Genomic DNA, 23033 nt, shown 5'->3' with positions numbered 1-23033 from the left:
AAGCCGCCCAGTCCGCGGCTGCCGACGACGATCGTGCCGGTGTCGCCCGCAGCTTCGCGGAGGCCGCCGACCGGGGTGTCGCCGCTCAGCTTCTTCGTGACGGGCAGGTCGGGGAAGAGCTCCTCGACCGCGCTCTCGGCCTCGGCGAGGAGTTCCCGGCCGGCCTGGCGCAGCGCCTCGACGGTGTCGGCGTCGGTCCAGGCGGAGCTGCGGACCGAGTCGGAGGCGTGCACGAGGTACAGGGGGCTGCCGCGCCGGTCCGCCTCGGCCGCGGCCCAGAGTGCGGCGGTCCGTGCGGAGGGAGACCCGTCCACGCCGACGACGACCTCGCCGAGCTCCGGCCGTACGGGGGTCTCACTGTCCATGGCTCCTCCTCCGGGCCGTCCCGCGGGGTTACGCTCCGAGGCTCCTACCGGGACGTCACTTCAAGTTCTCACGCTGGCACCCGTGGCCGCCCCCGAGGATGGGCCGTTCGGTCCCGATCGCGACCCTGTACGGCCCCTCCTGAGCAGGGCCCGCGCCGACGAGGCTGAAGTCCTGAGCCATACCCCTGAGGAGGCAGTCATGACAGCCCAGGTCACCGTCGGAGTCGACGGTTCGCAGGAGAGCCTGGCCGCCGCCCGCTGGGCGGCACGGGAGGCGGTCCTGCGCGAGGTGCCGCTGCGCCTCGTGCACGTCGAGGAGTGGCCGACGGCAGCGGAACCGGCCGTGGGTCCGCGTGACCGCACCGGCGCGGAAGGCACGGCGGCTCTGCTCCACGACACCGCTGAGCAGGCGCGCTCCGAGCATCCCGGCCTGGAGGTGTTCACGGGTCAGGCACTCGGCCGGGCCGGGGCCGAGCTCACGGCGGTGGCGAACGAGTCGGACCTCACGGTGCTCGGCTCACGTGGCCTCGGCGGAATCCGCGGATACCTCCTCGGCTCGGTTTCACTGCAGGTCGCCGGAGCAGCACAGCGGCCCGTGGCGCTGGTCCGCGGGGACGGTTCGACGCCCGGCACGGGTGGTGCCGGAATCCTGGTGGGTGTCGATCTCGCCCACTCCTGCGACGCGCTGCTCGCCTTCGCCTTCGCGGAGGCGTCGCGCAGCGGGCAGCCCCTGCGCTTCCTCAACTGCTGGACGCCACCGCCTTCTTACGGTCAGGCGGCCTGGATCAACCCGGGCCTCGTGGAGGACATGGGCGAACACCGCATCAAGGGGCTCGGCGACCTCCTCGAACCCTGGCAGAGGCGCTACCCGGGCGTCGAGGCGAAGGCGGAAGCGATCCTCGGCGGCTCCGGCGTACAGCTGGTCGAGGCGGCGGGCGAGGCCGAGCTCGTCGTCGTGGGCCGCCGCTCTCGGCACACCGCCCTCGGCCCGCACCTGGGCCACGCGGCGCACGCGGTCATCCACCACAGCCCGGCTCCGGTTGTCGTGGTGCCGTGCCGGTGAGGCGCCCCGGGCCGACCGACTGAGCCGGAGGAGCTGTGCGCCCCTCCGGCTCAGTGCCTGTGTTCGGCTCCGGCTCCGTGCGTGTGCACTGCCACGGTGCATCGAGCCCGATCAGTGCCCGGCCGCGAACGGCACGCCCGGGGCGCCCTCCACGAGCACCCGCCGCCCCGTCACCCGCTGCGGTGTCAACAGCACGACGGTTTCCCGCCCTTCACCGGACCACGGGGTCGAGTGCACGCGACTTTGGAGCCCGTCGGCGTCGGGCCCGTCTGCGACCGTACGTGCGGGGCCACCGACGAGGACGCTCCAGCCCTGACTGAACGCCTCGTCCAGGCGGTCCTCCTCGAAGGCGATCGTCTGGCCCGCCTCCGCGGCCCGCGCGAGGGGACCGGCGGCCGCCGTGAGCATGACGATCTCACCGGACACGACCTGGTAGTTGACGGGGAAGATCTCCGGCCCGTCGCGACCGACGACCGCCACACGGCCGACACCGTGGTCCCCGAGCAACGCCCAGCACTCCGCCTCGTCGACCTCGTCCATCCTGGCGTATCGCCCCGACCGGCCCCGGCCGGTCGGGAGGTCGCTCGCGTACCCCATGAGGTCCTGGACCGTGGTCTCCAGGGCGTTCGCCAGGCGGACCAGGAACGCCGCGCCGGGTATGGGGAGTTGCTCCTCCAGCTGCTCGATGTAGCCCGCCGTGGAGCCCGCCCGTTCGGCGACGTCCTCCCACGACAGACCGAGCTCGGCGCGCCGGGCCGCGACACGGCGGCCGAGGTCGCTCATGCGGTGCGGTTCGGTGACAGGGTCGTCCATCACTGCTCCCCCTCCGGTACGTGGGACGAGTCCGCGTGCGCGGGGCGGTGCTGCGGTACGACGGCGACCGGGCAGAGGGCGTGGTGGAGGGCGCGGTGAGCGACCCTGCCGAGTTCGAGTCCGACCGGACGGTTGGTGCGGCGCGCGCCGAGGACGAGCAGGTCGGCGGCCGCGGAGCGCTCGGAGAGGATCCTGCGGGCATGGCCCTCGACGGTGGACCTGCGCAGCTGCACGTGCGGGTACTCGCGCGCCGCCGGCTCAAGGGCCTTGTCAAGGATCTCCGAGGCCCGCTCCTCGAAGTACACGAGGCTCTCTCCCGTCAGCAGCGGGTGGTCGACAGGTTCGTGGGCCGGCCGCCGCCACGTGCGGACGACGTCGAGTTCCGCGTCCCGGGCGGCTGCCTCACGGAAGGCGAACCGCACGGCCGCGGAGTCGACGTCGTGGTCGCCGATGCCGAGTAGGACGCGCCGGTGGCGGGCTTCCAGGCCGTGCTCGTCGCCGCGGACCACGACCACCGGTCCGTGTGCCCGTGCGGCCACGACCAGGCCGACGGAGCCGAGCAGCAGATCGGCGAAGCCGCCCCGGCCCCGCGATCCGACGACCAGGAGCGCGGCGTCCCGGCCCTCGCCGAGCAGCGCGCTGATCGCGTCCTCGGCGAGGACGTCTCCCGTGACCGGGAGGCCGGGCGCGAGGCGGCGGGCCCGCTCCACGGCCGAGCCGAGAATGTGCTCGGCCATGACCTGCCCCTCGGACCGCTCGCTGCTGAAGGTCGGTACGGCTCCCTCGTAGCGCTCCCAGAGGGAGGCGTGCACGACGCGCAGCGGCTTGTCGTGCCGTACGGCTTCGGCGACGGCCCAGTCCAGGGCCGTGAGACTGGCGTCGGATCCGTCGACGCCCACCACTACAGGCGCTTCCATCGTGCCCACCGCCTTCCGGGTGCGAGGTGGCTCGCCCACCACGCTCGCACCGGGCGCAGTGCCCGAGTAGGGCCGGTCGGTCCCGGGGCCCGGCCCGGCCGGGTCAACGCCGACCGGCGGACCGGGTGGTCCGGGGGCGCAGGGCCACCCGTCCCGCGACGGGACCGTTCGGCTCTGCTCCCCGCCCGTCGCGTGCACCACAGTGGAAGCACCGGGAGGAGACCTCTGGAGGAGGAGCCTCATGCAGCACCGCACCGTCCACGAGGTGATGACCCGCGATGTCGTCACCGCCGCTCGGTCCACACCGTTCAAGGAGATCGCCCGGATCTTCGCCGATCACGACATCTCGGCGGTGCCCGTCGTCGATGACAGAGGCCGTGTGCTCGGCATCGTGTCGGAGGCCGACCTGCTGCGTGCCACCGCCGAACTCCCCGATCTGGAAGGGCGTTCGGCCGGTGTCCGCCTGCTCGCCCAGGAACGCGGTGTGCCCGACGAGGAGAGCGCCGCCGACCTCATGACCGCGCCGGTGCACTGTGCGCATCCGGACTGGAACCTGGTCGAGACCGCCCGCACCATGCGCCGCAAGGGCGTGAAGCGACTCCCGGTGACGGACGAGACCGGCAGGCTCGTCGGGATCGTGAGCCGCAGCGACCTGCTGCGGCCCTTCCTGCGCAGCGACGCCGCCATCCGCGAGGAGATCGAGCGCGACGTCCTGGCCCGCACCCTGGGGCTGCCGTCGGACACGATCCGCGTGACCGTCTCGGACGGTGTCGTGGCCCTGGACGGCCGGGTCGGCGAACGCGCCGACATCCCCGTGATCGAGCGGCTGTGCCGGTCCGTGGACGGTGTGGTCGCCCTCCACGCATCGATCGCGTACGACTACGACAACCTCGCCCTCGACGTGGAGCAGCCCCGATGACGGCCGTCGGAAGCGGCCGGTCTGCCGAGGGCGCCGCTCTCCACATACGGAAGGAGCCTGCGATGCGGCACCGCAGGATCAGTGAGCTGATGACCCGCGAGGTGGTGAGCGTTCCCGGCGATGCGCCGTTCAAGGAGATCGTGCGGATGCTACGGGCGCACCGGATCACCGCCGCGCCGGTCGTGGACAGGGAGAACCGTGTGATCGGTGTCGTGTCCGAGGGGGACCTGCTGCGGAAGACGACCGATCGGAACGCCGCTCCGGCGGACATCCCCGCCGTGCCGGGAGTCGAGGCGTGGGAGCGGGCGAAGGCCGAGGGTACGCGTGCCGAGGAGTTGATGTCGGCCCCCGCCGTGTGTGCGCGGCCCGACTGGAGTGTCGTGGAGGCGGCCCGGCTCATGGAGGTGCAGGGCGTCAAGCGGCTGCCGGTGGTCGACGACGAGGACCGGCTCCTCGGCATCGTCAGCCGCCGCGATCTGCTCGCCGTGTTCCTGCGTGGGGACGACGACATCCGGCGGGAGATCACCGAGGACGTGTTGTCCGGGACGCTCGGCATGAATCCGGAGAGCCTGTCCGTGACGGTGCACGACGGCCGTGTCCAGATCGGCGGCCGGGCGCAGTACCGGAACATGCCGGCGATCGAGCGGATGTGCGCGACGGTCGACGGGGTGGTCTCGGTGTCCTCCCAGTGGCTCACCGACTCCCCTGACTGACTCCTCCCCCGACTGACTCAGGACTGACTCAGGACTGACTCCGCCGAGGGCCCGACTCCCCGGACCGGAACGGACCGGAACCACGGACCGGAACCACGGACCGGAACCACGGACCGGAACCACGGACCGGAACCACGGACCGGAACCTTCACAGTCCCTCCCCGCGCTGTGCCACGGCGGGCCGCAGCCGCACGGCCGTCACCTTGTACTCCGGGCACGAGGTCGCCGTGTCGGCGTGCTGCGACGTGAGCGAGTTGACCGAATCTGCCGGGAAGTGGAACGCGCAGAACACCTGCCCGGGAGTCACCTCGTGCCCGACGCGGGCCCGGAGCGATGCCTGCCCGTGGCGGCTCTCGACCGTCACCGGAGCGCCGTCCCGTACACCGTGACGGGCGGCGTCGTCGGGGTGCAGGTCGAGCCGGCCGTGGGGGTCGAGCAGGAGGTTGCCGCCGCGCCGGGTCATGCTGCCGGAGTTGTAGTGGGCCCAGCGGCGTCCGGTGACCAGGAGCAGCGGGTAGGCGCTGTCCGGTTCCTCGCCGGGCGGCAGGTAGGGGGCGGCGCTGAGCTGGGCGCGGCCGTCGGGGGTCGCGAACTCCCGTGCGTACAGGGTGGCTTCGCCCGGCTGGTCCGCTGACCGGCAGGGCCAGGGCACGGCGCCTTCGCGGTCGAGGCGCTCGTGGGAGAGTCCGGCGAAGACGGGTGCGACCCGTGCGCACTCCGCGAGAGCGGCAGCGGGCGTGGCACAGCCGAGGTCGGCTCCGAGCGCGGCGGCGACCGCGTGCACGACGTCGAAGTCGGTGCGCGCCGCGCCGGGCGGGCGGAGCGCGGCCCGTACGCGCTGGAAGCGGCGGTCGAAGTTCACGAACGTGCCGTCCTTCTCCAGCCACGAGGCCACGGGCAGGACGACGTCGGCGTGCCGGGCGGTCTCTCCGGGGAACAGTTCGTCGACGACGGTCAGGGGACAGGCGTCCAGGGCCTCGGCCACGCGCCGGCTGTCCGGGTCGGTGGCGCAGACGTCCTCTCCGATGATCCACAGAGCGTTGAGGCGTCCTTCGCGGGCCGCCGCGAACATGTCGGGGATGCGCAGGCCGGGTCGGGGCGGCACGGGCCTGTCCCAGACCGCTTCGGCGCGGGCGCGGGCGGCGGGGTCGGTGATGCGGCCGTACCCGGGGAGCAGGTCGGGCAGGGCTCCCATGTCGGAGGCGCCCTGGACGTTGTTCTGGCCGCGCAGCGGGTTGATGCCGAAGCCGTGCCCGGTGCCGCCGACGGCTCCGCGCAGGATCGGCAGGTTGGCGAGGGTGCGTACGCCGTCGGTGCCGTGCAGGTGCTCGGTGACGCCGAGGCCGTAGAGGACGGCGGGGCGTCGGGCGCGGCCGTAGCGCCTGGCCGCCTGTCGGATGTCCTCCGCGGGGACGCCGGTGATCTCGGCGGCGCGTTCGGGCGGGTAGTCGGCGAGGAGGTCGAAGAGCGCGCCGAGCCCGGTGGCGCGTTCCTCCAGGAAGCGGGGGTCGGTCAGTCCCTCGGTGACGAGGACGTGGGCGAGGCCGTGGAAGAGGGCGACGTTGGTGCCGGGCCGGGGGCGCAGGTGGAGGTCGGCATGGCGGGCGAGTCCGACGCTGCGCGGGTCGATGACGATCAACCGGGCGCCGCCCAGGGCGCGTTGCAGCAGCCGGGCGCCTACGACGGGATGCGCCTCGACCGGGTTGGCGCCGACGACCAGGAGGCAGTCGGCGGTCTCGACGTCCTCGAAGGGGTCGGTGCCTCCGGCGAGGCCGAAGGAGGCGGTGAGGCCCGCGGCGGAGGGGGCGTGGCAGAGACGCGAGCAGTTGTCGACGTTGTTGGTGCCGATGACGGTGCGCAGGAACTTCTGGACGAGGTAGTTCTCCTCGTTGGTGGCGCGTGCCGAGGAGATCACCGCGACCGCGTCGGGCCCGCCCGCTTCGACGGCGCGGCGCATCCCGTCGGCGACGGTGCGGATCGCTTCGTCCCAACTGGCCGGTTCCAGGGCCCCGTTGCGGCGCACGAGAGGTTCGGTGAGGCGTTCGGCGGAGGTGAGGTAGCCGTACGAGAAGCGGCCCTTGACGCATGCGTGGCCCCGGTTGACGGGTCCGTCCCTTGCGGGGAGCACGGCGGCGACGGCGCCGCCGCGGACGACGACGTCGAGGGTGCAGCCGACGCCGCAGTAGCCGCAGGTGGTACGGACCCGGTCGGGGTCTCGCTGGCGGGAGGTGAGGCCCTGGCCGGGGCCCGGCTGGGTGAGTGCGCCGGTGGGGCAGGTGTCGACGCAGCCGCCGCAGGCGACGCAGTCCGATCCGGCCCAGTCTCCGCCGTTGCCCGGGGCGACCACGGTGTCGGCGCCGCGTCCGGTGAGGGTCAGGGCGAACGTGCCCTGGACGTCGGAGCACATGCGCACACAGCGTCCGCAGGCGATGCACAGGTCACGGTCCAACTGAACGTAGGGATGACTGTCGTCCCGGCCCCGGTCCGGCTCCCCGGCCGCGGAACCCTGGGTGATGCCCAACTCCCGGCAGGCGTCGGCGAGTTCGCTGCGTGCGTCGTCCGCCAGGGCGTGCGGCGGCAGTTGCGAGGCGATGAGGGCGACGGCGTCACGGCGGGAGGCGCGGACGGCCTCTCCGACGGTGTCGACCGTCGCGGCCGGAGAGGCAGGTGTGACGCAGGCGGCGACGGTTCTTCCGTCCACCCGGACCAGGCAGGTCCGGCAGGAACCGGCGGGCCGGAGGCGGTCGTCGTGGCAGAGGGCCGGCAGGTCGGCCCCGGCGGCGCGCGCCGCGTCCAACAGGGAAGCTCCGGCAGGGAGTTCGACCGTGGTTCCGTCGATCTGGAGGCGGACTGCGGACGTCATGGGTGTCCTCCGATCCTGGGGCCGGCGGCTGCGGCCCACCCCTCCGGCTTCGGTGTCATCGGTCCCACCCGGCCAGCTCGGGCGCGCAAGCGCGGGCGAGGCTGCGGACGGCGGCCGGTACACGACGCCCGAAGGCACAGAGGCTCGCTTCCCTGAGCAATCCGGCGAGCCGTTCGTACGCGCCGTCCGGCGGGCTCCCGCCGCGGGCCCACTCCAGCCCGCGACTGGTCCCCACCCTGCAGGGCGAACACGCCCCGCAGCTCTCGTCCGCGGCGAACTCCCAGAGGTGGCAGAGGAGTTCACGCGGATCGGTGTCGGCGTCGAAGGCGACCATGCCGGCGTGTCCGAGGGCGGCGCCGTGGTCGGCGAGTGCCGCGGACGTGAGCGGCACGTCGAGGGCGTCCGCGGCGAGGAAACCGCCGAGCGGGCCCCCGATCTGGAGGGCGGCCAGGTCACGGCCGCCCTTGAGACCGCTGCCGTACCGCGTGACGACCTCGCTCACCGGCGTGCCCAGCTCCACCTCGTAGGCGCCGGGGCGGGCGAACCGCTCCGACAGGCAGACCAGTTTCGTGCCGGTCTCGTCCGGCACGCCACGGCGGGCGTAGGCGGCTCCGCCGTGCCGGACGATCCAGGGCACGGCGGCCAGGGTCTCCACGTTGTTCACCACGGTCGGCGCACCCCACAGGCCTCGGTCGGTGGGGTACGGGGGCCTGGGCCGTGCGCTTCCGCGGGCGCCTTCGAGCCGGGCGATGAGCGCGGTCTCCTCGCCGGCCACGTACGAGCCGGCGCCCAGCACGATCTCGATGTACGGGCAGCGGCCGTGCGGATCGGCCTCGTGGGCGTCGGCGGCCAAGTGGCCGTCCCGGACCGCGCGTTGCACCGCGTGCTCCATGCGCGCCGACGCCCTCGGGTACTCGGACCGCACGAGGACGACGGCGTGCCGGGCGCCCACCGCGTAGCAGGCGAGGGCGAGCCCTTCGAGCACCCGCTCCGGGTCCTCCTCCATCAGCAGCCTGTCGGCGTACGATCCGGGGTCGCCCTCGTCCCCGTTGGCGACGACGACCGGCTCCGAACTCCCCACCACGGCAGCCCATTTGGCGGCCACCGGAAACCCTGCGCCCCCGCGTCCGCGCAGCCCGGAGGCGGCGACCTCCTGACGCACCGCGCCGGGCTCCAGCCCTCGCACCGCTCGCGGCCACACCTCCCAGCCCGGCGCGCCGCCGACGACACCGGCCAGGAGGACGGGCTCCCCGGTGGTGTCCTCGGCGGGGACGGCGGGCGCGCGCGGCCGCAGCCGGCCGGACAGTTGCTCGGCCAGGTCGTGGCCCGTGCAGGGCGTGTCCCCGTCCAGGGCTGCCGGGCTCGCGTAGCAGTAGCCGAGGCAGTGCACGGGCTGGAGGGAGGTGTGCCCCTGCGCATCGACGTCCCCGGCCCGTACGCCGAGAGCGTCCTCCGCCTCCCGTACGTGCCGTCCGCCACGGGCCGCGAAGCAGGCCGTGGCCGTGCACACCCGCACGTGGCGCCGGCCGTGCGGGGCGGCGAGGTCGGCGAAGTACGTGGCGGGGCCGAGGCCGGCCGAGGCGGGCAGCCCGGCCTGGGCAGCCACGTCCGGGGCCCAGGCCCGCGGCCTCTCGGTGGTCTCAAGTCGGGCTCTTTCCAGGGCACTCGGCAGCCGGCTCCCTCGCCGCCCCCCGCGTGCGGCCAGCTCGCGCAGGGCGTCTGCGGGCGGCGGTGGCGGCTGCGGTGCCGGGCGCCGCGCATGCCCCGGCGAGCTCCCCGCGTCGTCCTGCGGCGCGGTGCTCACGGTTCCCCGTTCCGCAGCACGGAGAGGCGCTCGCGGTACTCCTGGGCGTCGATCTCGCCCCGCGCCAACCGCTCGCCGAGGATCTGCTCGGCCGTGCCCTGCTGTTGCCGCGCCGACGGCCGCGCCGATGCGTGGTCGAGGGAGCGGAAGAGCAACACCGCCGCGGTGATGAGCAGGACCCAGAAGAGCACCATGCCCACCGACATGGCGAACCAGCCCCACCCGTTGATGCCGTCGCCGTACCAGAACATCATGACCGCTCACGCTCCCGACTTCGGACCGGAACCATCTCGTTCGAGACGCCTCGTTGGTGGAGCTCAGGACTGCCGCACCGCGGACGGCCCGGCGTGCGGCGCGAAGTGCTGGACCCGCGCGTCCGGGCCCGGGAACACGAGGGTGACCCGGCCCGTGTCCGACCAGCGGACGTCATAGGGCGGCGTGCCGTCCCCGTGGTGCAGGCCGACGATCTCGCCGTCGCGCCCGTGGTCCCCCACGGTCGCGCCGCCGACGATCAGCCGGTCGCCGAGGCGGGCCCACAGCCCGGCGCGGGTCTCTTCCTGCCCCTGTGGTGCTCGGGTCGCGGTCACGGCACTCGCCTCCTGGTGCTCCGGTTTCCACGGTGCGCCCCGGACGGCCGGACGGCACAGGGGCCAACAGTCCCAGGAGGGGACCGTTCGGCACTGCTCCGCCGACCTGTCCCGGCCGCAGGGTGAGTCGCACAAGGCCACATCTCCGGCAGCCGCGTTCGCCCGAAAGGAGACGTCATGCGACACAGCCCAGCCCCGCCGGCCCCCGTCATGGCCGACTACGAGAGCGCACGGGCCGCGTTCTCCTGGGAGGAGGCGCGGTCCCGGCTGGCCGGGCTGCCGGGCGGCGGCGTCAACATGGGCTACGAGGCGGTCGACCGGAACGTGCGCGCGGGCCACGGAGCACGTGTCGCGCTGCGTTCCGTCGCCCGCGACGGAACGGTCCGGTCCCTGACCTTCGCGCAGCTCGCGGCCGAGAGTTCCCGCTTCGCCCACGTCCTGGAGGCCCTCGACGTGCGCCGCGGGGAGCGGGTCTTCACGCTGCTCGGCCGCCGGTTCGAGCTGTACGGCGCCGTCCTCGGGACGCTGCGGGCCGGCCGCGTGCTGTGCGCCCTGTTCACCGCCTTCGGGCCCGAACCGGTGGCGCTGCGGATGCGCCTGGGCAACGCCCGTGCCCTGGTCACGACGCGGGAACTGTACGAGCGCAAGGTGGCGCCCGTACGGTCACGGCTGCCGCACCTGCGGCACGTCCTGCTGCTCGACCCCGGTCCCGCCCCGCCCCCTGACACGCTGTCCCTGCCGGTGCTCATGGCCGCCGCGTCGGACACGTACACGGTGGCGGCGACCAGTCCGGAAGAGCCTGCCCTGCTCCACTTCACCAGCGGCACCACCGGCACACCCAAGGGCGCCGTCCACGTGCACGGCGCGGTGCTCGCCCACCACGTGACCGCGGCCGACGCGTTGGACCTGCGCGAGGGAGACGTGTTCTGGTGCACGGCCGACCCCGGCTGGGTCACCGGCATGTCGTACGGCATCGTCGCCCCGCTCACCCACGGGGTGACCAGCGTCGTCGACGAGGGGGACTTCGCTCCCGCCCGCTGGTACCGCATCCTCGCCGAGCAGCACGTCACCGTCTGGTACACCTCGCCCACCGCCCTCCGCATGCTCATGCGGGCCGCACCCCGCGGCGGCGCCCCGCACCCCGCCGAACTGCACGACCTGTCCGCGCTGCGGTTCGTCGCCAGTGTCGGCGAGCCGCTCAACCCCGAGGCGGTGCGCTGGAGTCGGGAGGCGCTGGGCCTTCCCGTGCACGACACGTGGTGGCAGACCGAGACGGGCGCCATCATGATCGCCGAGTTCGCCGCGGACCCGGTGCGGCCCGGCTCGATGGGGCGGCCGGTTCCCGGGGTCGAGGCAGCCGTGCTCGCGTGCGGCGAGGACGGCCGAGCCGCCGTCAGGGACGGGCACGTCCGCGTCCTCCGCGAGCCCGGGGCCCAGGGCGAACTCGCCCTGCGGGCCTGCTGGCCGTCGATGTTCCGCGGGTATCTGCACGAGCCGCAGCGGTACGAGGCGTGCTTCGCGGACGGCTGGTACCTGACCGGTGACCTGGTGAGCCGTGACGCCGACGGCTGGTTCTGGTTCGTGGGCCGCGCCGACGACGTCATCAAGTCGGCGGGACACCTGATCGGCCCGTTCGAGGTCGAGAACGTGCTGATGGAACACCCGGCGGTCGCCGAGGCCGGGGTGATCGGACGCCCCGACCCGCTGGCCGGCGCGATCGTCAAGGCCTTCGTGCTGCCGCGCCCCGAGTACCGGGCCGACGCCGAACTCCACCGGGAACTCCTGGCGTTCGCCCGGCGGCGCCTCGGTCCGGCCGTCGCCCCCCGCGAGCTGGAGTTCGTCCCGGACCTCCCGCACACCCGCAGCGGCAAGGTCATGCGACGGCTGCTGCGCGCCCGTGAACTGGGCCTGCCCGAGGGCGACGTGTCGACCCTCGAAACACCCGAACCGGCCGCCGCGGCCGGGCAGTCCGCGAGGGAGTCCTGATGGCCGCAGCTGGGAACGCTTCCGCAAAGGCCGCGCACACGCAGCGCGCTCGTCGTCCGCACTCGCCCGCGAAGGCCCCGCATTCGGCCGCGGCGGCGCACGACGTGGAACTGCTGCGCCGGATGCTCCTGATCCGCCGGTTCGAGGAGCGGTGCGTCGAGCTGTACAGCACGGCGACCATCCGCGGCTTCGTCCACCTGTACATCGGGGAGGAGGCAGTGGCGGTCGGTGTCGGGGAGGCGCTCGGAGACGAGGACGCGGTCGTCTCCACGTACCGGGAACACGGGCACGCCCTGGCCCGGGGAGTGCCGCCGGAGAGCGTGATGGCCGAGATGTACGGGAAGAGCACGGGCTGCAGCCACGGCCGGGGCGGGTCCATGCACCTCTTCGACGCGGACCGGCGCTTCTTCGGGGGCAACGCGATCGTGGCCGGCGGTCTGCCCCTGGCCGCGGGCCTCGCGCTCGCCGACCTGCTGCGCGACCGGCACCGAGTGACCTGCTGCTTCTTCGGCGACGGGGCGTTCGCCGAGGGCGAGTTCCACGAGACGGCCAATCTGGCGGCGCTGTGGGGGCTGCCCCTCCTCTTCGTCTGCGAGAACAACCTGTACGCGATGGGGACGGCCCTCGCGCGCGAGCACGCGCAGACCGATCTGGCGATGCGGGCCGCTTCGTACGGCATGGCGGCCTGGGCCGTCGACGGGATGGATGTGCACGCCGTCGAGAAGACCGCGCGGATCGCCGCCGATGCGATCAGGGCCGGTGGTGGACCGCACTTCCTGGAGATGCGGACGTACCGGTTCCGTGCGCACTCGATGTACGACCCGGACCGCTACCGGCCGAAGGAAGAGATCGACGCATGGAAGCGACGCGACCCGGTCGCCGCCCTCTCGCACGCCATGGGCGCCGCCCAGCTCCTCGACGGCGCAGCGCTGGAGGAGCTGGAGGACGAGGTCGCCGAGCAGATCGAGCACGCCGTCCGCACCGCCGAGCAGGCACCCGAGGAACCGGTCGAGGAGTTGCTGCGCCACGTCTCCGCCCGGCACGAGGAGGCAGCGTCGTCATGAGCACGCGCACGCGACCGGAGACCCGGCCCGACGGGAGCACCACGTACCGGGAGGCACTGCGCGAAGCCCTGCGCGAAGCCCTGGCCGCGGACGACCGGGTGTTCCTCATGGGCGAGGACGTGGGGCGCTACGGCGGCTGCTTCGGCGTGAGCCTCGGCCTCCTGGAGGAGTTCGGGCCCGAGCGGGTCCGGGACACTCCCCTGTCGGAGTCCGCGTTCGTGGGCGCCGGGATCGGGGCCGCGCTGGCCGGGATGCGGCCGATCGTCGAGATCATGACCGTCAACTTCAGCCTCCTGGCGCTGGATCAGATCCTCAACAACGCGGCCACCCTGCGGCACATGTCCGGCGGACAGCTCGGCGTGCCGCTGGTGATCCGGATGACGACCGGCGCGGGACGGCAGTTGGCCGCCCAGCACTCGCACAGCCTCGAAGGCTGGTACGCCCACATCCCCGGCCTGCGCATCCTGGCCCCCGCAACGGTCGACGACGCCCGCCATCTGCTGCGGGCCGCTCTCGCCGACCCCGACCCGGTCCTGCTCTTCGAGCACGGCAGCCTCTACAACGCGTCGGGCACGCTCGATCCCGCGGTCGAGCACGTCGACCTGGAGCGGGCGGCGATCCGCCGGCCCGGCACGGACGTCAGCGTCCTCACGTACGGCGGTTCCGTGCCCAAGGCCCTTGAAGCAGCGGCCGACTTGGCGAAGTCGGGGATCGAGGCGGAAGTGATCGATCTGCGCACGCTGCGCCCGCTCGACGACGCCACCGTCATCGACTCCGTCCGGCGCACGCACCGGGCCGTCGTGGTCGACGAGGGCTGGCGCAGCGGCAGCCTCTCCGCGGAGGTCGAGTCCCGCATCTGCGAGCAGGCGTTCTACGAACTCGACGCGCCTGTCGAGCGGGTGTGCAGCGCCGAGGTGCCCATCCCGTACGCCCGCCGTCTGGAGGAGGCGGCGCTCCCCCAGGCGGCCGGGATCGCGGCGGCCGCGCGCCGGTTGGTGAGCTGACATGGCCGAGTTCACGATGCCCTCGCTGGGCGCCGACATGGACGAGGGCACCCTCGCGCAGTGGCTGGTGCACCCCGGTGACCGGGTGGCGCGGGGCGATGTCGTGGCGGTGGTGGAGACCGCGAAGTCCGCGATCGAGGTGGAGTGTTTCGAGAGCGGCACGGTCGACGCGCTGCTCGTCGACGAGGGCACCACCGTCCCGGTGGGAACTCCGTTGGCGCACATCGCCACGTCCGACGGTGGCCCGCCGGGTGAGCACCCGCATCCCCGGGGCGCCGGTGAGCGTTCCCTTCGATCGACGCCTCTGGTCCGGCGGCTCGCGGAGGACCGGCACGTCGACCTGGCCACCGTCCACGGGTCCGGCCCGGGAGGCAGGATCACACGCGCGGACGTGGAGCGCGCCACGCCGGAGAAGCAGACCGGGACGAAGAGGCCGACCGGGACGAAGAGTTCGACCGCAGCGAGCAGTGACCGCACGGCGTCACGGGTCCGCTCGTCCCCGCTGGCGCGCCGCCTCGCCGCGGAACTCGGCGTCGACCTGGCCTCGGTGACCGGCACCGGCAGCGGCGGCACCGTCCGTGCGGCTGACGTCCGTGCGGCCGCGGGGCCGCCGACGGTACGTACGACCGAGGCCCCTACGACGACTCGTGCGGCCCGGCCCGGTGCACCCGAGGCTCATCCGCGCCCGCTCCCTCCGCACGCGGCCCGCTCGGCGACGGCCCGGCTGATGAGCCGGGCGAAGCGTGAGATCCCGCATTTCTACCTCTCCACGACGGTGGACATGGCGGCCGCCCTGGAGTGGATGCACACCCGCAACCGCGAACTGTCCCTGTCCGCACGCCTCGTCCCCGCCGCCCTCACCCTCAAGGCCGTGGCGCTTGCCGCGCGGAAGGTGCCCGAGCTCAACGGTCACTGGGTCGGCGACGGCTTCGTACCGGCGGACGGCGTGCGGCTCGGCGTCGCCGTCTCCCTCCGGGGCGGCGGGCTGCTCGCCCCGGCCGTCGACCGCGCGGACACGCTCTCGGTGGACGATCTGATGGCCGCGCTGAGGGACCTGGCGGCCCGGGCCAGGGACGGCCGACTCCGGGCGTCCGAGACCGCCGACCCGAGCATCACCGTCACCAACCTCGGCGACCAGGGCGTCGAGTCCGTGTTCGGCGTCATCTATCCGCCGCAGGTCGCACTCGTCGGACTGGGCCGGATCACCGACCGGCCGGTCGCCGTGAACGGGCTGCTCGGCGTGCACCCCACCCTGACGGTGACGCTCTCCGCCGATCACCGGGCCGCGGACGGGGCCACCGGCGCCCGTCTCCTGAACGCGGTGCACCGGCTCCTGCAACAGCCGGAGGAACTGTGAACCACGACGAGGCAAGAAGACACGTCCGCCAAGCGGTGCAACGGGCCGTCCCCGACGCCGACTTCACGGGCCTCGGCCCCGGTGTGTCCCTGCGGGACGCGTTCGAGATGGACTCCCTGAACTTCCTGGAGTTCGTCGAGGCCCTGGCCGAGCTCAGCGGCACGGACCTCACCGAGGACGACTACCCGGCCCTCGACACCTGGGACGGCTGTGCCGCACTCCTGCTGGCCAGAGCGGGGGCGTCGCACCACAGAGGTGTCCCTGCCCCGGGCGGGCCCGCCCCCGGGGGCACGTCGTGATCACCGCGCTGGTGGCGGCGTTCCTGGTCGTCCACGGCTTGCTGCACCCCGGCATCTGGAGCGCACCGTGGAAGGGCGACGAGTCCGCCCCGTTCGACCCCGGACACTCCTGGGTGCTGGCCGCCGTGCACGTCCCGTCGGCGCCGGTGCGGGCCGTCGCCTCGGCGCTCTCCTGGTACACGGCGGTCGCCTACGTCGTCGCCGGCGCAGGGGTTCTGGCCGACACCGACTGGTGGGACACGGCCGCCCTGACCGCCGCCTGCACGGGGCTCGTCCTCAAGCTGGTCTGGTACGACAGGTGGCTCACGGTCGGCGTGCTTCTCGACGTGGGCGTCCTTCTCGCCGTGGCCTACGCGTGGCCCGCGTCCGTCCACTGAACGCCGGCCTCCGCAGCTCGCGGGCGGTCAGGCGTGGGCGTTTCACCTCGACCGGTGGGGCAGGCACGCGGTTCAGGACCGACCGGGCCCGGTGTGACGGCCGTGCCTGCGCATCGGGTCCTCCCGGCCGTCGCGGTGCTCGTCGTGTCCGCTGTGCATGCCCTGGCCGCGCATGCCGCGCATCATGAAGAACATCATCAGCGGCCGTAAGGGCGTTTGCCGTTCATCACGGGCCTCCTTCGGCGGAGGACGGAGCGCGGGACCTGATGACGGGCGCCCCCGGGGACTTCTGCTCTCGGCTTCATCGTCCCGCTGCCCGCGGAGGCGGTCCGGGGCCGGACGGTCCACGGTCTGTGGGCCGTTCAGCGCCTACCCGGCAGGGGTACTCCGGCGCAGGGTGGAGTCAGGAAACCGACCAGGGAGGCGAGCAGCTCATGGGTGCCCTCGACGTCGTGGTGGCCGTGGCCGCCGTGCTGTTGGTCGCGGGGTCGGGCTGGTTCTTCTTCGGCCCGCGTCGGGCCGGCGCCGCCCGGTTGGAGGGCGGGGTGCAGCGGGTGGAGGTCACGGTGCGGGGCGGCTACAGCCCCGACCTGATCAAAGTCCGTGCGGGCACGCCGGTGGAGTTGGTCTTCGACCGGCAGGAGGCAGGAGAGTGCACGTCCCGCGTGGTCTTCCCCGACCTCAGGGTCAGTGCCGGGCTGCCCGCCCACGCACGGACCACCGTGCGGTTGACCCCGGACCGGCCGGGCTCGTTCGGTTTCGCGTGCGGGATGAACATGATCCACGGCACGCTCCTCGTCGAACCCGCCGAAGGCTCCGCGGGCCGACCGCCTCCCCCGGGCAGCCAGGAACCCGGCACCGGGCGTGAGGGCCCGGCGGCCGGGGAGACGCCCGGTGGAGAGGAGCGAACGGCTGCCGAGGCGGAGGCGGCAGACGTCGCCGAGCGGCAGGCGGAGATCCGGGACCTGACCCGGCGGGTACTGGTGGGTGCGGTGCTGACCGCCCCCGTGCTGTTCGCCGTGATGGCGCACGAACTCCTCGGCGCCGACTGGGTGCCCGGCTGGATGCTCGACCACTGGCTGCAGTTGGCGCTCGTCACCCCGGTGATGTTCTACACCGGCCTGCCGGTCCACGTGACGGGCTGGCTCACCCTGCGCCACCGCTCCGCCGACATGAACTCCCTGATCACCCTGGGGACGAGTGCCGCCTACGGCTACAGCCTGCTCGTCACCCTCGCCCCGGGCCTGCTGCCGGAAGACGTACGCGAGGTCTACTTCGAGGCCGTCGGCGTCATCCTCACCCTGATCCTGCTCGGCCGCCTGCTGGAGGCCCGCGCCAAGGCCGGCACCGGCGAGGCGATCCGGGCGCTGCTCGGTCTTCGGGCCCGCACCGCCCGTGTCGTACGGGACGGCGTCGAGTCCGAGATCCCGGTGGAGGAGGTGGCCATCGGGGACGAGATCGGCATCCGGCCCGGCGAGAAGATCCCCGTCGACGCCGAGGTGCTGTCCGGCTCGTCCGCGGTGGACGAGTCGATGGTCACCGGCGAGCCGATGCCGGTCGGCAAGCACCCGGGGGACACGGTCATCGGCGCCACCGTCAACGGCACCGGCTCTCTGCGGGTGCGTGCGGCGAAAGTCGGCGCGGACACGCTCCTCGCCCAGATCATCGGTCTCGTTCAGCAGGCGCAGGCGTCCAAGGCCCCCATTCAGCGGCTCGCCGACGCCGTGTCGGCCTACTTCGTGCCCGCGGTGATCGCTGTCGCCATCGGCACCTTCGCCGTCTGGTTCACCCTCGGCCCGTCCCCGTCGCTCACACTGGCCCTGGTCTCCGCGGTCGCCGTGCTGATCATCGCCTGCCCGTGCGCCCTGGGCCTGGCCACCCCGCTGTCGGTGATGGTCGGAACGGGCAAGGGCGCCCAGGGCGGCATCCTGATCCGTTCCGCCGAAGCCCTGGAGACCGCCCACAAGTTGGACACCGTCGTGCTGGACAAGACCGGCACCGTCACCGAGGGCAGACCCGCCCTGACCGACGTCCACACAGTCGACGGTGTCGAGGAGACTGAGCTGCTGCGGCTCGTGGCGGCAGCCGAGGCCGACAGCGAACACCCCCTCGCCCAAGCCGTCGTCACCGGAATCCGCGAACGCGGGCCGACGTGGCCGGCCGCGACCGACTTCGAGTCGGTCACCGGCAAGGGCGTCCGGGCCACGGTCGACGGCCACGCCGTCCTGGTCGGCACCGCCCGGCTCCTCGGTGACGCCGGCGTCGACACCACCGCACTGGTCCCCGTCGCGGCCGACCTCGCGGCTGCGGGCAGGACGCCCCTCCTCGCCGCGGTCGACGGACAACCCGCCGGAGTGCTCGCCGTGGCGGACACGGTCAAGAGCGACTCCGCTGCCGCCGTCGCCGCCCTCCAGCACCTGGGCGTCGAGGTCGTCATGCTCACCGGCGACCATGCGCGCACCGCCGCCGCGGTGGCCGACCAGGTCGGCATCGGCCGGGTGCTGGCCGAGGTGCTGCCCGAGCACAAGGCGGACGAGATCCGCCGGCTCCAGGGCGAGGGCCGCAGGGTCGGCATGGTCGGCGACGGCATCAACGACGCGCCCGCCCTGGCCGCCGCCGACGTCGGCCTCGCCATCGGTACGGGCACCGACGTGGCCATCGAGGCCGCGGACATCACCCTGATCTCCGGCTCGCTGGGCGGCGTGGTCACCGCGATCCGGCTGTCGCGGGCCACGATGCGCAACATCCGGCAGAACCTGTTCTTCGCCCTCGTCTACAACGCGGTCGGCGTCCCCCTCGCCGCGGGCGCGCTGTACCCGCTGTGGGGCCTCCGCCTGAGCCCGATCATCGCCGCCGCAGCCATGGCGCTCAGCTCTCTGTCAGTGGTCAGCAACGCCTCCCGGCTGCGGCGCCTGCACGTCCAGCCGCTCCCGGGTGCCCGGCCCTCGGGCCGTTCGGCCGGTGACCGGGACCCCCGCTGACCGAGCCCGGCGACGGCCGTGTCCTGATCTTCGGCCGCCGCGCCGGGTGGGCCGTGCGGAGAGGCAGGGTTGGGCCGTTCGGTCCCGACTCCGGCCCGGACGACCGTAGTTCCGGTACGGGTCCGGCCGCTGGTATGGAGGAATGAACACCGACTCGGCGCTCCTCGTCGCCACCGGGGTGCGCAAGATCTACCGGACGGGTTCCGTGGAGGTCACCGCGCTGCGGGACCTCGATCTCCGCGTGCGGCGCGGGGAGTTGGTGGGCGTCATGGGCCCGTCCGGCTCCGGCAAGACCACGCTCCTGAACTGTCTCTCGGGGCTCGACGACATCGACGGCGGCCGGGTGGAGGTCGACGGACACGACCTGTTCGCGATGTCGGACGCGGCGCGCACCGAGCACCGCGCCCACACGATGGGATTCGTCTTCCAGGCGTTCAACCTCATCCCGGTCTTCTCCGCCGTCGAGAACGTCGAACTCCCCCTGCTTCTCGTCGGAACCCGGCCCCGATCCGCACGCCGACGGGCTCTCGACATGCTCGACCGCGTCGGCCTCGGCCACCGGGTCGAGCACCGTCCGAGCGAGCTGTCCGGCGGTGAGCAGCAACGCGTGACGATCGCCCGTGCCCTCGCGGGACGTCCGGCCATCGTGTGGGCGGACGAACCGACGGGCAACCTCGACAGCTCCATGGCCGGGCAGGTCATGGACCTGCTCTGCGAACTCAACGAGGCCGAGGGCCAGACGATCGTCCTGGTCACGCACGACAGCGCCGTCGGAGCACGCGTCCCCCGGCTGATCCGGATGCGCGACGGACTGCTCGTCGACGACATCCGCCAGGACGCCGTCGGCCGGGTCGCGCTCCCCACCGCCCCCTAGCAGCCGCCTTCCTGGGACCGGCCATGTATGCGAACCTCCTCGTCCCGCTGCTCTCCGCCCTCGCGCTCGCGCTCGTCGCGCTGGTCCTCGTCGCCGTCCGGCAGCCGGTGTCGCGGCGGCTCGCCTTCCGGCAGATCGCCCGCCGACGCACCGAGGCGGCGCTCGTGGTCGGCGGTTCGGTGCTGGGAACGGCCATCGTCATCGGGGCCCTGGTCGTCGGCGACACGTTGAACTTCTCCGTACGGCAGGAGGCGTACCGGACCTTGGGTCCCGTGGACGAGCGGGTGGTCGCGCCTCCGGGCCCGGCCGCGCGTGCCGTCACCGAGCGGCTGTCCGTGCTCGCGGACGACCCCGACGTGGACGGTGTCCTGAACGCCCGTGCCGCCCAGGCCTCCGCGGTCAGCGGTTCAGGCCCCCGCAAGGTCGCCGAACCCCGCGTGCTGGCCTGGCAGTTGGACTTCGACGAGGCCGCGCGGTTCGGTGCGGCCGGCGGAGACTCCGGGCTCGGCGGCCCGGCGCCGCCGCCGGGCCGGGTCGTCGTCAACGAGCCGCTGGCCCGGTCCGTGCACGCGGAAGCCGGGGATCCGGTGACGCTGTACCTGTTCGGTGCGCCCCACACGTACCGGGTCGAGCGGGTGGTGCCCGAGCAGGGGCTCGCCGGCGTGGGCCTGGGCGGGCGGCTGAACCGTGACGTGTTCCTGCCTCCGGGTGCCCTGGACTCCGCCGCACGGTCCGCGGGTGCGGAGCCGCGTTCGGTCACGTTCGTGTCGAACCGGGGCGGGGTGGAGAGCGGGGACTTGCTGACCGGCCGGGTGACCGCCGACATCCGACGCGCCCTGGGCCCGCTCGCCGGCCAGGCGAACGTCGACACTCCGAAGCACACGGTTCTGCGGGACGCCCGGCAGGCCGGCGACTCGCTCGGTGCGCTCTTCCTCATGATCGGCAGTTTCAGCATCATCGCCGGGGCGCTGCTCCTCGTGAACATCTTCGTGATGCTCGGCGAGGAGCGGAAGTCGCAGATGGGCATGGTGCGGGCGGTCGGGATGAAGCGCTCACGCCTGGTCGAGTCGTTCACCCTCGAAGGGGCCGCCTACGCACTGCTGTCGGCGGTTCCCGGCGTGGGCATCGGGGTGGCCGTCGGCTGGGGTGTGGCCGTGGTGGCGGCGCAGATCTTCGAGGGCTGGTCGGTCGGCGGGAGCAGCATCCGCATCGCGTTCGCCGTCACGCCGACCAGCCTTCTGAACGGCCTCGCCCTGGGGCTGCTCATCGCGTTCGCCGCGATCCTCGCGACCAGCGTGCGGATCAGCAGGTTCAACATCATCGCCGCCATCCGCGACCTGCCGTCGGTGCCCGGCCGCGGCCCGCGCCGACGCCTGCTCGTCGTGTCCAGCGCGCTGGCGGTCCTCTGTGCGCTGGTCGCCGTCCCGGCCCTGGCCCGCAGCCAGGCGGACGCCACGTACCTCATGCCGGCGCTCGCGCTCGCCTTCTCGGCGCCGGCGCTCACGCGGGTCCTGCCCCGGCACACGGTCACCACACTGATCGCCGGAGCCGTGCTGACCTGGACCCTCATCGCTCCGGTGGTCCGTCCCAGGATCTTCGACACCCCGTCGATGTCGGTGTACGTGATCCAGGGCGCCCTGGCCGCGTTCTCCGCGGTGGTGCTCGTCAGCGACAACCAGAAGACGCTGCTCCGCCCCGTACGACGACTGCTCGAACGTCCGACGGAGGACGGTCTCGCGGCGCGGATCGCCGTCGCGTACCCGTTGGCCCGGCGATTCCGGACGGGGGCGACGCTGGTGATGTACACGCTGATCGTCTTCGTCCTGGTGCTCCTCACGGAGATCTCCGGGATTCTGCGTGCCGGAGTCGACGGGGTCGTCGCCGATGCCACGGCCGGCTACTCGCTGCGCCTCGACTACAACCCGCAGGTGGGCGGCGAGCGGCTGCTGTCCGAGCTCCGCGACGGCCCGTCGGCCGGCGCGATCTCCGCGGTCACGCCGCTGCTCAACGCCACGGGGCGGGCCACCGATCCCGGACACCGCAGCGCGCAGCCCCTCGACGTCGCCGCGGTGGGCGTGCCGGACGGTGCGGTCACCGGCATCACGTTCAGGGAACGGCTCCCCGGCCTGGCCGACGACGCCGCGGTGTGGCGCTCCCTCGCCTCAGACCCCCGCTATGTCGTCCTCGACGGCTTCTTCGGCAGCACCGGCGGACCGTCCGGCGACTACTACGACCCCGGGGACACCCTCGCCCTCACGGACCCCAGGACCGGCCGCACCGAGCGGAAGATCATCGCCGGCGTGCTCAGCAACGGCATGCTCTTCTACCCGGCAACCGGCTCCAGCTCGACCACGTACCCCGTGCTCCTCGGCGAACGCGCGACCCGCGAACTCTTCGGCGGCCAGGCGCAGAACGCCTCCGCACTCGTGCGTACGAGTCCGGGAACCTCCGCGGACGCGCTGGCGGCCCGGCTGCAGGGCGAACAGCTCTCGGCCAGTCTGGTCGCCACGCCCGTCGAGTCGGACATCCGCCGCCAGTTCGAGTCCAGCACCGCGTTCTTCCGGCTCATGCAGGGCTTCCTCGCGCTCGGTCTGGGCGTCGGCATCACGGGCCTCGGCGTCGTCATGGTGCGGGCCGTGCGGGAACGCCGGCGCACCATCGGCATCCTGCGCGCCCTCGGCTTCCGGGCCCGTACCGTCCAGCGGTCCTTCCTGTGGGAGAGCGCGTTCATCGCGACGGAGGGCATCGTGCTCGGCTCGCTCCTCGGCGTGCTCACGACCTGGCTGATGTACCGGAACAGCGCCGCGTTCGAGGGCCTGGAGGGCGGATTCCCCGTCGAGTGGGCCGGTATCGGGGGCATGGCCGCGGCGGCCTTCGCGGCGTCCCTGGTCGCCACGATCGGTCCTGCCCGCCGGGCGGCCGCCATCCGGCCGGCGCTCGCGGTCCGGGTCACCGAATGAGGCCGGCCCGGCCACGGCCGGAGGGACATCGTGTCACCGGACGAGCCCGGCGCCCACACCCGTCCCCACGGGCAGGGCCGTTCGGTA

The 23033-nt window shown here is 73.3% G+C and carries 19 protein-coding genes; 12 read left to right on the top strand and 7 right to left on the bottom strand.

What is annotated here, in order from left to right:
• A partial coding sequence (locus ACIDOF_RS34275; RefSeq protein WP_409010118.1) for a universal stress protein occupies positions 1-365 on the bottom strand: 365 nt, incomplete at its 3' end.
• 199 nt (positions 366-564) lie between these two features.
• On the opposite strand from ACIDOF_RS34275, the gene ACIDOF_RS34270 reads away from it, so the two are divergent.
• Positions 565-1428 (top strand): universal stress protein, encoded by an 864-nt coding sequence (locus ACIDOF_RS34270; RefSeq protein ID WP_409010117.1) that lies wholly within the window; start codon positions 565-567, stop codon positions 1426-1428.
• Positions 1429-1539: 111 nt separating this feature from the next.
• Here ACIDOF_RS34270 and ACIDOF_RS34265 read toward each other — a convergent pair whose 3' ends face one another.
• Both ACIDOF_RS34265 and ACIDOF_RS34260 read right to left on the bottom strand, forming a co-directional pair.
• Positions 1540-2241, bottom strand: a complete 702-nt coding sequence (locus ACIDOF_RS34265) for a helix-turn-helix domain-containing protein (RefSeq protein WP_409010116.1) — start codon at positions 2239-2241, stop codon at positions 1540-1542.
• Positions 2241-3158, bottom strand: a complete 918-nt coding sequence (locus ACIDOF_RS34260) for a universal stress protein (RefSeq protein WP_409010115.1) — start codon at positions 3156-3158, stop codon at positions 2241-2243. Before ACIDOF_RS34260 ends, ACIDOF_RS34265 begins: the two co-directional genes overlap by 1 nt.
• Positions 3159-3399: 241 nt before the next feature.
• On the opposite strand from ACIDOF_RS34260, the gene ACIDOF_RS34255 reads away from it, so the two are divergent.
• The gene (locus ACIDOF_RS34255; protein ID WP_409010114.1) at positions 3400-4077 is read left to right on the top strand and encodes a CBS domain-containing protein; all 678 of its coding nucleotides are present in this window, start codon (positions 3400-3402) and stop codon (positions 4075-4077) included.
• A 62-nt stretch (positions 4078-4139) separates the two neighbouring features.
• On the top strand, positions 4140-4790 hold the full coding sequence (locus ACIDOF_RS34250) for a CBS domain-containing protein (RefSeq protein ID WP_409010113.1): 651 nt from the start codon (positions 4140-4142) through the stop codon (positions 4788-4790).
• 148 nt (positions 4791-4938) lie between these two features.
• On the opposite strand, the gene fdhF is transcribed toward ACIDOF_RS34250, so the two are convergent.
• The 4 genes from fdhF to ACIDOF_RS34230 form a co-directional block, all read right to left on the bottom strand.
• A complete protein-coding gene (gene fdhF / locus ACIDOF_RS34245) occupies positions 4939-7653 on the bottom strand; it encodes a formate dehydrogenase subunit alpha (RefSeq protein ID WP_409010112.1) in 2715 nt (904 codons plus the stop codon).
• Between the two features lie 55 nt (positions 7654-7708).
• Positions 7709-9358, bottom strand: coding sequence for an NAD(P)H-dependent oxidoreductase subunit E (locus tag ACIDOF_RS34240; protein ID WP_409010123.1), 1650 nt, complete (start codon positions 9356-9358; stop codon positions 7709-7711).
• Positions 9359-9453: 95 nt separating this feature from the next.
• Complete coding sequence (locus ACIDOF_RS34235) at positions 9454-9711, bottom strand: SHOCT domain-containing protein (RefSeq protein WP_409010111.1); 258 nt, start codon at positions 9709-9711, stop codon at positions 9454-9456.
• A gap of 63 nt (positions 9712-9774) precedes the next feature.
• Positions 9775-10044 carry a DUF1918 domain-containing protein gene (locus tag ACIDOF_RS34230; protein ID WP_409010110.1) on the bottom strand — a complete coding sequence of 90 codons (270 nt, stop codon included), beginning with the start codon at positions 10042-10044 and terminating at the stop codon, positions 9775-9777.
• 177 nt (positions 10045-10221) lie between these two features.
• Between ACIDOF_RS34230 and acsA the strand changes: the two genes are divergently transcribed.
• From acsA to ACIDOF_RS34185, 9 genes are all read left to right on the top strand, one after another.
• Positions 10222-12030, top strand: coding sequence for an acetate--CoA ligase (acsA, locus tag ACIDOF_RS34225; RefSeq protein ID WP_409010109.1), 1809 nt, complete (start codon positions 10222-10224; stop codon positions 12028-12030).
• Positions 12030-13094 (top strand): pyruvate dehydrogenase (acetyl-transferring) E1 component subunit alpha, encoded by a 1065-nt coding sequence (gene pdhA / locus ACIDOF_RS34220; protein WP_409010108.1) that lies wholly within the window; start codon positions 12030-12032, stop codon positions 13092-13094. Before acsA ends, pdhA begins: the two co-directional genes overlap by 1 nt.
• Entirely contained in the window at positions 13091-14098 is a 1008-nt protein-coding gene (locus tag ACIDOF_RS34215) for an alpha-ketoacid dehydrogenase subunit beta (RefSeq protein WP_409010107.1), read from the top strand. Before pdhA ends, ACIDOF_RS34215 begins: the two co-directional genes overlap by 4 nt.
• 1 nt (position 14099) lies before the next feature.
• Positions 14100-15455, top strand: a complete 1356-nt coding sequence (locus ACIDOF_RS34210; RefSeq protein WP_409010106.1) for a 2-oxo acid dehydrogenase subunit E2 — start codon at positions 14100-14102, stop codon at positions 15453-15455.
• Positions 15452-15754: a phosphopantetheine-binding protein gene (locus ACIDOF_RS34205; protein WP_409010105.1), complete on the top strand. Its 303-nt coding sequence runs from the start codon at positions 15452-15454 to the stop codon at positions 15752-15754. Before ACIDOF_RS34210 ends, ACIDOF_RS34205 begins: the two co-directional genes overlap by 4 nt.
• On the top strand, positions 15751-16131 hold the full coding sequence (locus ACIDOF_RS34200; protein WP_409010104.1) for a hypothetical protein: 381 nt from the start codon (positions 15751-15753) through the stop codon (positions 16129-16131). The genes ACIDOF_RS34205 and ACIDOF_RS34200 overlap by 4 nt, the downstream gene beginning before the upstream one ends.
• A 434-nt stretch (positions 16132-16565) precedes the next feature.
• The gene (locus tag ACIDOF_RS34195; RefSeq protein WP_409010103.1) at positions 16566-19112 is read left to right on the top strand and encodes a heavy metal translocating P-type ATPase; all 2547 of its coding nucleotides are present in this window, start codon (positions 16566-16568) and stop codon (positions 19110-19112) included.
• A gap of 142 nt (positions 19113-19254) precedes the next feature.
• Positions 19255-19986 carry an ABC transporter ATP-binding protein gene (locus ACIDOF_RS34190; protein WP_409010102.1) on the top strand — a complete coding sequence of 244 codons (732 nt, stop codon included), beginning with the start codon at positions 19255-19257 and terminating at the stop codon, positions 19984-19986.
• A gap of 23 nt (positions 19987-20009) precedes the next feature.
• Complete coding sequence (locus ACIDOF_RS34185) at positions 20010-22946, top strand: ABC transporter permease (protein WP_409010101.1); 2937 nt, start codon at positions 20010-20012, stop codon at positions 22944-22946.
• Positions 22947-23033 lie beyond the last annotated feature (87 nt).

Source organism: Streptomyces sp. Da 82-17, assembly GCF_046098215.1.
Taxonomy (GTDB): Bacteria; Actinomycetota; Actinomycetes; order Streptomycetales; family Streptomycetaceae; genus Streptomyces.
Note: the sequence above shows the minus strand (reverse complement) of the source record. Positions and strands in the feature narration are given on the sequence as shown.